Source organism: Candidatus Margulisiibacteriota bacterium, assembly GCA_031268855.1.
Taxonomy (GTDB): domain Bacteria; phylum Margulisbacteria; class Termititenacia; order Termititenacales; family Termititenacaceae; genus Termititenax.
In genome coordinates, this window is the sequence record JAIRWS010000144.1 from 1 (window position 1) to 9,788 (window position 9,788).

Sequence of the window (9,788 nt, forward strand, 5' to 3'; positions counted from 1 at the left end):
CAAAATATCGGACAGAGTTGTGCTGGTGTATATGGCGGTACAGATAAATACCTTTCAGGAGCTAATGCTATGGGCCTCTTTGAAACAGGCATGGCTTCGCCTAGAAATATAGCGACGAATTCTGTAGAAACCTCAACGTCACATACGCATACAATAACTATTGATGCTTTTAATAGCGGCGGCCAGGCTTTTGACATAGTGCCGGCTTTTTACACAGTGATCTATATAATGAAAATAGCTTAAATTTAAAAACTGGCGCGGGCAGGAACGCGGATGCGGCTGGAATAAATCGGTTTGCTTTAGCTGCTAATTTTGCTGTAAAATGAATTCCATTTTTAGGGTGGCGTAGCCAAGTGGTAAGGCAGCGGTCTGCAAAACCGCTATGCGCCGGTTCAAATCCGGCCGCCACCTCCAAAAATGTTCCAAAGCCATGATTATTAGGGTGGCGTAACGTCGCGCTTCGCGCTCGTTGGCCTCACTTAACTTCGGGCTAAAGCCCTTGTTAAGTTCGGCTACGCCAAGTGGTAAGGCAGCGGTCTGCCGTTTTAAGCCGGTTCACTGTCCGCTTGGTTAGCGGACAGTATTTCCTCGCCTGTAGAGAATTTCAGGCTCGGTCACAAATCCGGCCGCCACCTCCAAACGAGGAATATGCCAATTTGTGCCCGGACACACCAGATGTAGCGTATATACGCTACATATAGCGTGTCCGCCTTTCATCTAAAATATGCTAAGATTGACCTGTTTTGGGGGAAAAATGTCCGAGCAGCGGATCATTAATTCATTTATCGAGCTGGTGAAGATCAACTCCACTTCGCGCAACGAAGCGGCGATCCGTAAATATTTGCTCGGCCAGCTGCGGCAGCTGGATTACCGACCGGCGGCGGATAAAAAAGGCAATATTCATTTGACCGTCAACGGCGCGCAGGTCAACGGCCCGGTTATTCTTTTTAACGCGCATCTGGACACGGTGACGCCGGGCAATAATGTTCAGCCAAAAATTTTGCGGGACAGGATCGTCAGCGGCGGAGATACAGTGCTGGGCGCGGATGACAAAGCCGGTCTGGCCGGCATACTGGAAATGCTGCGCCTGCTCAAAGAGAAAAAAATTCTGTTCCACAAAATAAAGATTATTCTGACCGTCGAGGAGGAGATCGGTTTACGCGGCGCCAAGGCTTTGCGTTTTGAGGACGTCAAGGCGGATTATTGTTTTGTGCTGGACAGTGACGGCGACGTCGGTACGGTGGTCAACCAGGCTCCCGCGCAGGAGATTTTGGATTTTTTGGTCAGAGGTAAATCGGCGCACGCCGGGCTGAATCCCGAGGACGGTGTGAATGCGATAAAAATCGCCGGTCTGGCCATTGCCAGGATCAAGAGCGGCCGTATCGACAGCGAGACCACGGCGAATATCGGAATTATCCGGGGCGGCTCGGCCAATAATATCGTGCCGGATGAAGCGCTGGTCAAAGCCGAAGCGCGCAGCCGTAATGAACAAAAACTGCAAAAACAAATTCGTTCTATGCTCAGCGCTTTTCAAAACGCCGCGCAAAAATTGGGCGGTTCGGTGGAGATTAAGCGCGCGCGGGAATACGAGGCCGTCGATCAACCGGCGGATTCGGCGATCGTAAAGATCACCCGCGCCGCCGCGCAAAAAATGAATTTGCCGCACAAAGTCGTGGCTTCCGGCGGTGGTTCTGACGCGGCGCTGATCTTTGGCTACGGAGTGCCCACGGTCGGCCTGGGTATCGGCATGGAAAACGTCCATTCCACGCGCGAGTATATCACGCTGCGCAATCTGATCTTGCTGCCCAAATACTTACTGGCCTTGATCCAGGCCGCTAGCGCTTATGAACGCGCCGCACGTCGCTAGATTTTTGGACTATCTGCTCTACGAACGCGGCTATTCGCCGCTGACCGCCGAGGCTTACGCCAATGACTTGCAACATTTTATCCGGACGTATCCCGCTTATCTGGCTTTAGACCGTCTGACTTTGGAAAAATATGCCGAGGAACTGCCGGCTGGCCTGGCCCATGCTTCGGTCTCGCGTAAACTTGCGGCGGTCAAGGCCTTTTATAAATTTTTGTATCAGGAAGACATTGTTCCGCAAAATCCGGCCGCCGAACTGGCTATGCCCAAACTGCCGACGCGCCTGCCCAGGGTCTTGTCGCAAAAAGAGACCGCGCGGATTTTGGCGGCGGCCGCTCTGTCCGCGCGCGACCGCGCGGCGCTGGAGCTGCTGTATTCTGCCGGTGTGCGGGTGAGCGAGCTGGCGCAGATCAAATTAACCGAGGTAAACTTTGCCGAATGTTTTTTAAAAGTCAAAGGCAAAGGCTCCAAAGAGCGTCTCGTGCCTTTGTCCGCGCGCGCGCTGGCGGCGGCCAAAGCCTATATCGAGGAAGACCGCGCGCGTTTGAAAAACCCCGCGCCGGAATTATTTCTTTCACGCAACGGACGCGCCTTGACGCGGCAAATGGTCTGGCTGATCGTGAAGCGTTTGGCGCGGCAGGCCGGGACGCTGAAAAATATCTCGCCGCACACTTTCCGCCATTCTCTGGCGACGCATTTGATCGAGAACGGCGCGGATGTGCGTACTGTGCAGGAAATACTCGGCCACGCCAATATTGCCACAACGCAGATCTACACTTCCGTATCGCGCGAACATTTGCGGCGTGTTTACGCCAGCGCGCATCCGCGGCAGTGATGCTGTAAATTGTTTATTGGGGAGGACGAAATGGATTTTGTAGTTGTCGATATAGAGAACACCAGTTTGCAGCCGCCGAATAACGAAATTATCGAGATCGGCGCGGTGCGTCTGCAGAAAAAAGACGGCCGCTACCAGCTGACCGACCGCTATTCCCAGCTCGTCAAGCCGTTCCATGAAATACCGCCGGTGGTGCAACATTTGACCGGCATCACCGCGCGGACAGTCAAGGACGCGCCGCGTTTTCGGGAGATTGCTGGCGAGTTCCGGGATTTTGTCGGCGACGCGGTGTTTGTCGCGCACAACGCGCAGTTTGATTTGAGTTTGATCGACGATTCTTTGGCGCGTTTGGATCAGCCGCCGCTGGGTCGGCCGTGTTTGGACACGCAGGATATGGTGGCGATCGCTTTTCCAGCGCAGTCCTCGCACCGGCTGGGTGATCTGGTCAAAAGTCTCGACATCGAAGCCGACGCGCATCTGCACCGCGCGCTGGCTGACGCGGAAGCTACGGCCAGGCTTTTGCTCAAAAGTTTTGCAGCCATTGCCGCGCTGCCGCCCGCGGTCTTTCAGCAAATGCGCCGGCTGCTGAAAGATTATCAGGGCGTGGAAAAAGACGTGCTGGAAATGCTGGCGCAGGACAAGCCGGCGGAACGTTCTGCTGGCGGCTGGAAAAACGCGATCGGTGAAAAACAGCGTTTCGAGAAATCTTTGTATTTGCAGGAAAAAGAAACTGCCGACGCGCTGGAGCTGGATCTCGCGGCGGAATACTTTGCGGCGGATGGCAAATTTAAAGATTTTCCGCATTACGAGCACCGGCCGCAGCAGCAGGAAATGGCCGCGGAAATAATCACGGCTTTCAATAACGGCGAGCATTTGCTGCTGGAGGCCGGCACCGGCAGCGGTAAATCCGCGGCCTATCTGATCTCCGCGCTGCTTTGGCTCAAGCGGAACGGCGGCCCGCTGGTGGTTTCCACGCGCACTAAAACTCTGCAGGATCAGCTGGTCGAAAAAGATATTCCAGCGGTGCTCAAACTTTTTCCGGACGACCAGTTCCAGATCATGGTGCTGAAGGGCCGGCAAAATTACGTTTGTCTGCGGCGTTTTGAGGAATTGGCGCGGCAGCTGATCCTGAACAAAAGTAAAGATATTGCTAAAATTTTGCCGTTGTTTTCCTGGCTGGTGTCCACCGCGCAGGGCGATCTCTCCGAGCTGCATACCAGTATTGAACGTAAATATCATTATCAAGTTTGTTCGGAAGGACTGACCTGTCTGGGTGACGCCTGTCCGGACAGGGCCAAATGTTTTTTGCAGCACGCGCGGCGGCAGGCCAAATTTGCCGATCTGATCGTGGTCAATCACGCGCTGGTTTTTTCTGATCTACTGGGTGGCGGGCAGCTCCTGCCGAAGCACCGGCAGATTATTTTTGACGAAGCGCATACTTTGGAAGAGGCGGCGACGGACAGCTGGTCCTTGGAGGCCAGCTATGGTTTTTGTACCGACGAAGTGAAAAAACTTGAGCAGCAAGTGCGCCGGTCGGAATTCCTGGGTCTGGCGGGGAAGTTTCGGGAAAATCTGCACGGATATTTTGAGGAATTGTCGCGCGTGGCGCGGGAGTACGCCGTGCCGGGTGAGGAACGCGCGCTGCGAGTCCGCGATCTGCAGAAACGGCCGGCGCTCTGGCAGGCGCTGGAAATGCTGCGGCTGGAAACGACCAAACATTTGCGTAAAATGCAGAAAGCTGTCGACGAGTATCTGGCCGAATTGCCGGAAGACGCGGACACGCAGCCGCTGCGCAGCGCCAAAAATTCTTTGCAGGAATTATGGAAAAAAGTCGAGATCGTCGCCGCCGGCGCGGACAATTATGTCTCCTGGCTGGCTTTGCAAAAAGGCAAAGCGCCTTATGACATCCTGCTCAAGGCCGCGCCGATCGATGTCGGCGCGCTGCTGCAGGAGCATTTGTTCACGCAGCGGGATTCCGTCATTATGGTTTCCGCCACGCTGACGATCAATAACTCTTTTGATTATTTTGCCGGACGCTTTGGTTTTGTGCGGGAGACAGACAGACTGCGCCGCAAGCAGCTTGGCTCGCCGTTCGATTATCAAGAAAAGATGCTTTGTTTGCTGCCGGCCGACCTCGGCGGCGCGGGGAAAAAAGACGCGCAATTGGAGCTGGATATAGACGGGCTGCCGGTGCGCGACGTGCGTGCGGCCGAGCCAAAAGCCGCGGCGGCCACCGAAAAAGAACATCAGCTGCGCGCGGCGGAATATCTGGCGCAGCTGGCGGAGATCACCGAGGGGCGTATGCTGGCGCTTTTTACCAGCTACCGCTCGATGGAGCAGGTATTCAGATATTTCAAAACGCTGGCGGACGACGCCGGGATACAGGCCTATTGTCAAAAAACGCACGGCTCGCGCCGCGCGCTGCTCAACCGCCTGCGCGGCAATAAACGCACAGCGCTTTTCGGCACCAGCTCCTTCTGGGAAGGCGTGGATATTCAGGGTGACGCGCTGTCGGTGGTGGCGATCTTTAAGCTGCCTTTTGCCGTGCCGACCGAGCCGGTGACCGAGGCGCGCAGCGAGGTGGTTGCCGAGCGCGGCGGCAAACCGTTCTTTGAATGTGCGCTGCCGCAGGCGGTGATCCGTTTCAAGCAGGGCGTCGGGCGGCTGATCCGCAGTAAAAAAGACCGCGGTATTATCACTATTCTCGATGAACGGGTCTGGACTAAAAATTACGGCGGGGCTTTTTTGCGTTCTATCCCGGAGTGCGAGATCATCAAAGCCACGCAGGCCGAGATTTTAGCCAAAGCGCGGGAGTGGTTTTAAAATATCTTGTAGACAAATGTGTGACGATAGTGTATCATAGTTAATGAGGAGTTTTTATGCGGTTTGTTGCGGTTAGGGATTTTCGGACTAGCTCGGCGAGTATCTGGCGGGATTTGCCAGCGGAGCAGGAAATGATCATCACCAATAACGGCAAACCGATAGCGCTTTTGACACCTTTGAACGACGCGACTCTGGAGAACACCGTGGCCGCGGTGCGCCGCGCCAAAGCTCTGGATGCCGTAAATGTTATGCAACGGCATTCTGTGAAACTGGGCAATGATAAAATGCCGTTGAAAATGCTTAACCGGCTGATCCGCGCCGCGCGGCAAAGATAGCAATGAAAATTGTTTTGGACACCAACGTTATTGTCTCAGCGTTGATCAATCCTAACGGCGCGCCGGCACGGGTTTTAGCTTTGGTCTTGAGCGGCAAAGTGATTTTATTGTATGACAACCGTGTTTTGGCGGAATATGAAACCGTTTTGCGCCGTATTGAATTTGATTTCCCGCAGGCAGCGATCGCGGATCTCCTCGCTTATCTGAATTCCGCGGGAGAATTTGTCAACGCTGAGCCGCAAAAGGCAAAACTGCCTGATGAGACGGACAGAAAATTTTACGAAATATATAAAAGCGGCGCGGCAGACTATCTGGTGACCGGCAATCTCAAACATTTTCCTCAAGAAAAACGCATCGTCGCGCCGAGAGATTATTTGCGGGAAAGTTACGAGCTATAGGTACAATAGCATTGTCCAAAAATGCAGCGCCGAGCCGGCCAGCACCATAACGTGCCACAATTCATGATAGCCAAAGTGTTTAAATAAATTGGGTTTCTTGAGCGAATACACCGCGCCGCCCAGCGAGTACACCACGCCGCCGCCGATCAGCGGCGGCAAAGCGCCGGGGTCGAGATTGGCCAGCAGCGGCCGCACGGCGATAATGATCAGCCAGCCCATGAGCACATAAACCATCGTGGTCAGCCAGCGCGGTAGATCGATGAATATTGCTTGCAGAGTGATGAACACTACCGCCAGTCCCCAGACCAGCCCGAACAGCGTCCAGCCCCACGCGCCGCGCAGCGTGATCAGGCAAAACGGCGTGTACGTGCCGGCGATCAGCGCGTAAATGGACAGATGGTCAAATTTGCGGAAAACCTGATTTTTGCCGCCCGCGTTTTGCGGCAGCCAGTGATACATTGTGCTCCAAAAGTAAAGTAGAAAAAGCGTGAGGCCAAAAATCGAAAATCCGACGATTTTCCAAATAACATCCTGTCCCGAAGCGATACTTTTAAGTATCAGTAACGCCGTGGCCGGCACAGCTAAAACTGCGCCAAACAGGTGCAAAAGGCCATTGAGCGGTTCTTTAAGCGTCATAATCGGCATCATAACATGAAATGGCGGGCGACGGCTGACCGCAGAGTTTTTCTATGCCGGCCAGCGTCTCCCATAATTTACCTTTCCAGCAGCTCCGCGCCGAAATAACAGGACAGGCCGTGCAGATAGTTGAGGTATCTGGACTTGACCTGCTCCAGCGCGCCGTCAAAAGAGATACGCACCGAGCGTCCGCTCTGCAGACAGGAACGCACATTTTTTAAACTGTCACAGGAAGAGATATTCACCGTGTTGAAACGCCGGAAAACATTCAATCCCTTGCAACCCAGAATTATCGAAGCGTCAAATTTTGTTCTATTCATTTTCCCCTCCTTTTCCCTCAAGGCCGGCTCGGGGGCGGCCGGCCTAAAAGGGATTTTTTTCGCTGAATGGCGCACGTCGGCCGCAAAGCGGCCTTGTGGGTCTTGCTCCACCGCATTGGTGAAGCTCTTCACACGTCGCAGACTTCGTCTGCTTGTGGGTTTCGCTTAACTTCGCCAGCATCGCTGGCTTGCTAAGCTCAACTAGAACAGATACTAGAACAATTCTCTTGTTCTGTCAAGTGTTTTGTGCTACGATTTGTGCTATGAAACTGCATAAGATACAAGAGGAATTGCTGGCGCTGCTCAAACGTTCGCAAAACAATCCGCTGACTATCCGCGAGCTGCAGGACGAGTTAGGTTTGAGCTCGACAAGCGTGGTGGCGCACCACATCAAGCAGCTGGAGAAAAAAGGCCTGCTCAAGCGCGACCCGGCCAATCCGCGCAATTATTCCGTGACCGATGACGAGGACGGCGTGCGCATCACTTATCTGCCGCTGTACGGGCTGGCGCAGTGCGGCCCCAGAGGCTCGATCCTTGACGGCAATCCACTCGATAAGATCGCTATTTCTTCGGAGTTGATCCGTTTCCCCGTGAACGAAATGTTTCTGGTCAAAGCGCGCGGCGACTCGATGCTGCCCAAGATTAGCAGCGGCGATCTGGTTTTTGTGCGCCAGACCAAAACAGCGGACAGCGGCGAAGTAGTGGTCTGCGTCAATGACGGCGAGGCTTTGATCAAAAAGTACCAGAGAGACAAAAGACAGGTGGTGCTTTCCTCGCTCCATAGCGAAAAATACGCGCCATTCACCGCCGCCGCGGATTTCCGCATCGAGGGCGTGGTCAAGGGTGTGCTGAGTTATAAGTTTTAGCTGATAAATTATGTTAAAATGGAAATATGAATATCGAACAATTGCCAGCGCAATATCGCCAAGATGTCCAAACTGCCGCCGCTTTGCTCAAAGATGAAGGCTGCAGGGCTGTTTATTTGTTTGGGTCATTGGTTACGGGGAAATTTCGTAAAAATTCAGATATAGATATTGGTGTATCAGGTTTGCCGGAGAAAAAATTTTTTAAAGTCTATGCCAAACTTGACGGCAGCCTGGCTGGAGAGGTTGATCTGATAGATTTTGATGAAAATAAAGATTTTTATGCCCTGTTAGATTCTCTGGGCGAGGTGGTTAGAATTGAATAACGGACTGCAAAAGAAAATAGAATTTGAAATGGAACAGATAAACCGCCTCTTGAATGAAGCGGAGCCATTGTTGATTTTGTGCAGAACAAAAACGCCGGATTTTATGGAAATGTCTGCCGCCGCGCTGTGCCTGCATTCTTTTTATAATGGTATAGAAAATATACTGTTGCTGATTATAAAACAGGAAAATTTAAATATTCCTGAAGGCGAAAAATGGCATAGAAAATTGTTTGAACGAGCGTTTGAACCGACAGCTGCCAGTCCGGCAATTTTTAGAGGAGAAATCAAAGAAACATTAAGTGAATTTTTGAAGTTTCGCCATTTTGTCAGACATGCTTATGGTTTTAAGTTGAAATGGGTAGAAATGGAAGATCTGGTGAACGGCGCAGAGAAATTGTGGGGTATTTTAAAAGAAGATATAAATTCGTTCATAACAAGTAACTGATTGTGCATAACACTGTTTTTATGAGCGCCGCCGCGGATTTCCGCATCGAGGGCGTGGTCAAGGGTGTGCTGAGTTATAAGTTTTAGCGCGTCACGCAACGATTTTTTAAAGAGGCGATATTAACGCTAACGTAGCCAGGCAAAATTTAATGGCTCATTTTTGTCTATTATGTCAAACTCATGATGATCAGAACTTACAATAGTTGCCTCGGCAAGACCAGCTTGAGCCAGGCAAACCGCATCCGCCAGGGATATCTTATATGTTGCTTTCAAACGGCCTGCGGCTAAAATCAGTTCATCTGAAATATCGCTAATAATTCTGATGTTGAGTTTTTGCACATCTTGCAGCATTTCGGCTGCTTTTTCTTTTCCACAATCTTTGTAAAATCCGTAATAAACTTCCAGTAAATTTAGTTTATGCATTATTACTGGATTGGATTGAGCTGAAGATAGTACGGTCTCTACGAAGTCAGCGCCTGGCTCATTGGTTAGGTAAGCGATTAAGGCGCAAGCATCCAGGATGTACAGCATGATTTAATTAAAGCTCCAGAACTTTATCCTTTTGTTTCTGGACGAAATATTTATGAGTGGAAAAAATTCCCTGATACTTTCCTTTAATGTTGCTGGACACCACTGGCTGACCATTTTTAGGTAGCGGCTTCACCGATACCTGCCCAATATTGGGTTTTAGCAACATTAAAAGTTTTTCTAAATTACTATCTTCGTTTAGGCGCAAAATAATTTCCACCATAAAATGCCTCCAATTAAAATGCTTTAATATTATAACATTTTCCAGAGGGAATATCCGGTATTTGTTGCCAACTGGCGTTGGGGCTGTTCCTGACCGAACGGAGTGCGCTGGCTTGCAACGAATTCCGGTAGGTTACGATATCTTATTGTAACAGATAAACATTTTAGCATGTTGCCGGAGGCGCGTTATGAAA

Annotated in this window: 13 protein-coding genes and 1 tRNA gene; 10 read left to right on the top strand and 4 right to left on the bottom strand. The window is 51.6% G+C overall.

The genetic code is table 11. The features are described 5' to 3' along the window. From LBJ25_08535 to LBJ25_08565, 7 genes are all read left to right on the top strand, one after another. Nucleotides 1-243 (top strand): hypothetical protein (locus LBJ25_08535; protein ID MDR1454001.1); only part of this gene is annotated, 243 nt, incomplete at its 5' end. A 96-nt stretch (nt 244-339) separates the two neighbouring features. Further along, nucleotides 340-414 (top strand) — tRNA-Cys (locus LBJ25_08540). A 340-nt stretch (nt 415-754) separates the two neighbouring features. After that, nucleotides 755-1,867: a M20/M25/M40 family metallo-hydrolase gene (locus LBJ25_08545; GenBank protein ID MDR1454002.1), complete on the top strand. Its 1,113-nt coding sequence runs from the start codon at nt 755-757 to the stop codon at nt 1,865-1,867. After that, the gene (locus tag LBJ25_08550; GenBank protein MDR1454003.1) at nt 1,845-2,699 is read left to right on the top strand and encodes a tyrosine recombinase; all 855 of its coding nucleotides are present in this window, start codon (nt 1,845-1,847) and stop codon (nt 2,697-2,699) included. The genes LBJ25_08545 and LBJ25_08550 overlap by 23 nt, the downstream gene beginning before the upstream one ends. Nucleotides 2,700-2,729: 30 nt before the next feature. Continuing rightward, nucleotides 2,730-5,522 carry a DEAD/DEAH box helicase gene (locus LBJ25_08555; protein MDR1454004.1) on the top strand — a complete coding sequence of 931 codons (2,793 nt, stop codon included), beginning with the start codon at nt 2,730-2,732 and terminating at the stop codon, nt 5,520-5,522. Nucleotides 5,523-5,578: 56 nt separating this feature from the next. Beyond that, nucleotides 5,579-5,857, top strand: coding sequence for a type II toxin-antitoxin system Phd/YefM family antitoxin (locus tag LBJ25_08560; GenBank protein ID MDR1454005.1), 279 nt, complete (start codon nt 5,579-5,581; stop codon nt 5,855-5,857). 2 nt (nt 5,858-5,859) lie between these two features. Further along, nucleotides 5,860-6,255 carry a putative toxin-antitoxin system toxin component, PIN family gene (locus LBJ25_08565; protein MDR1454006.1) on the top strand — a complete coding sequence of 132 codons (396 nt, stop codon included), beginning with the start codon at nt 5,860-5,862 and terminating at the stop codon, nt 6,253-6,255. Here the strand turns inward: LBJ25_08565 and LBJ25_08570 are convergent. Together LBJ25_08570 and LBJ25_08575 are read right to left on the bottom strand one after the other, a co-directional pair. Further along, a complete protein-coding gene (locus tag LBJ25_08570; GenBank protein ID MDR1454007.1) occupies nt 6,250-6,891 on the bottom strand; it encodes a hemolysin III family protein in 642 nt (213 codons plus the stop codon). The two genes, LBJ25_08565 and LBJ25_08570, sit on opposite strands and share 6 nt — an antisense overlap. A gap of 77 nt (nt 6,892-6,968) precedes the next feature. Further along, nucleotides 6,969-7,211, bottom strand: coding sequence for a hypothetical protein (locus tag LBJ25_08575; protein MDR1454008.1), 243 nt, complete (start codon nt 7,209-7,211; stop codon nt 6,969-6,971). A gap of 263 nt (nt 7,212-7,474) precedes the next feature. Between LBJ25_08575 and LBJ25_08580 the strand changes: the two genes are divergently transcribed. From LBJ25_08580 to LBJ25_08590, 3 genes are read left to right on the top strand one after another with little or no spacing between them, the layout of a single operon-like run. Further along, nucleotides 7,475-8,077 carry a LexA family transcriptional regulator gene (locus LBJ25_08580; protein ID MDR1454009.1) on the top strand — a complete coding sequence of 201 codons (603 nt, stop codon included), beginning with the start codon at nt 7,475-7,477 and terminating at the stop codon, nt 8,075-8,077. Between the two features lie 26 nt (nt 8,078-8,103). Then, the gene (locus LBJ25_08585) at nt 8,104-8,400 is read left to right on the top strand and encodes a nucleotidyltransferase domain-containing protein (protein ID MDR1454010.1); all 297 of its coding nucleotides are present in this window, start codon (nt 8,104-8,106) and stop codon (nt 8,398-8,400) included. Then, on the top strand, nt 8,393-8,845 hold the full coding sequence (locus tag LBJ25_08590; GenBank protein MDR1454011.1) for a hypothetical protein: 453 nt from the start codon (nt 8,393-8,395) through the stop codon (nt 8,843-8,845). The genes LBJ25_08585 and LBJ25_08590 overlap by 8 nt, the downstream gene beginning before the upstream one ends. Nucleotides 8,846-8,970: 125 nt before the next feature. Here the strand turns inward: LBJ25_08590 and LBJ25_08595 are convergent, their stop codons facing one another. Together LBJ25_08595 and LBJ25_08600 are read right to left on the bottom strand one after the other, a co-directional pair. Then, nucleotides 8,971-9,375 carry a PIN domain-containing protein gene (locus LBJ25_08595; GenBank protein ID MDR1454012.1) on the bottom strand — a complete coding sequence of 135 codons (405 nt, stop codon included), beginning with the start codon at nt 9,373-9,375 and terminating at the stop codon, nt 8,971-8,973. A 7-nt stretch (nt 9,376-9,382) separates the two neighbouring features. Then, nucleotides 9,383-9,595: a hypothetical protein gene (locus LBJ25_08600; GenBank protein MDR1454013.1), complete on the bottom strand. Its 213-nt coding sequence runs from the start codon at nt 9,593-9,595 to the stop codon at nt 9,383-9,385. Nucleotides 9,596-9,788: the final 193 nt, after the last annotated feature.

What these genes read in the sequence shown, in the direction of transcription:
- LBJ25_08545 (MDR1454002.1), top strand. Translation starts at nt 755, where the DNA reads ATGTCCGAGCAGCGGATCATTAATTCATTTATCGAGCTGGTGAAGATC.
- LBJ25_08550 (MDR1454003.1), top strand. Translation starts at nt 1,845, where the DNA reads ATGAACGCGCCGCACGTCGCTAGATTTTTGGACTATCTGCTCTACGAA.
- LBJ25_08555 (MDR1454004.1), top strand. Translation starts at nt 2,730, where the DNA reads ATGGATTTTGTAGTTGTCGATATAGAGAACACCAGTTTGCAGCCGCCG.
- LBJ25_08560 (MDR1454005.1), top strand. Translation starts at nt 5,579, where the DNA reads ATGCGGTTTGTTGCGGTTAGGGATTTTCGGACTAGCTCGGCGAGTATC.
- LBJ25_08565 (MDR1454006.1), top strand. Translation starts at nt 5,860, where the DNA reads ATGAAAATTGTTTTGGACACCAACGTTATTGTCTCAGCGTTGATCAAT.
- LBJ25_08570 (MDR1454007.1), bottom strand. Translation starts at nt 6,891, where the DNA reads ATGACGCTTAAAGAACCGCTCAATGGCCTTTTGCACCTGTTTGGCGCA.
- LBJ25_08575 (MDR1454008.1), bottom strand. Translation starts at nt 7,211, where the DNA reads ATGAATAGAACAAAATTTGACGCTTCGATAATTCTGGGTTGCAAGGGA.
- LBJ25_08580 (MDR1454009.1), top strand. Translation starts at nt 7,475, where the DNA reads ATGAAACTGCATAAGATACAAGAGGAATTGCTGGCGCTGCTCAAACGT.
- LBJ25_08585 (MDR1454010.1), top strand. Translation starts at nt 8,104, where the DNA reads ATGAATATCGAACAATTGCCAGCGCAATATCGCCAAGATGTCCAAACT.
- LBJ25_08595 (MDR1454012.1), bottom strand. Translation starts at nt 9,375, where the DNA reads ATGCTGTACATCCTGGATGCTTGCGCCTTAATCGCTTACCTAACCAAT.
- LBJ25_08600 (MDR1454013.1), bottom strand. Translation starts at nt 9,595, where the DNA reads ATGGTGGAAATTATTTTGCGCCTAAACGAAGATAGTAATTTAGAAAAA.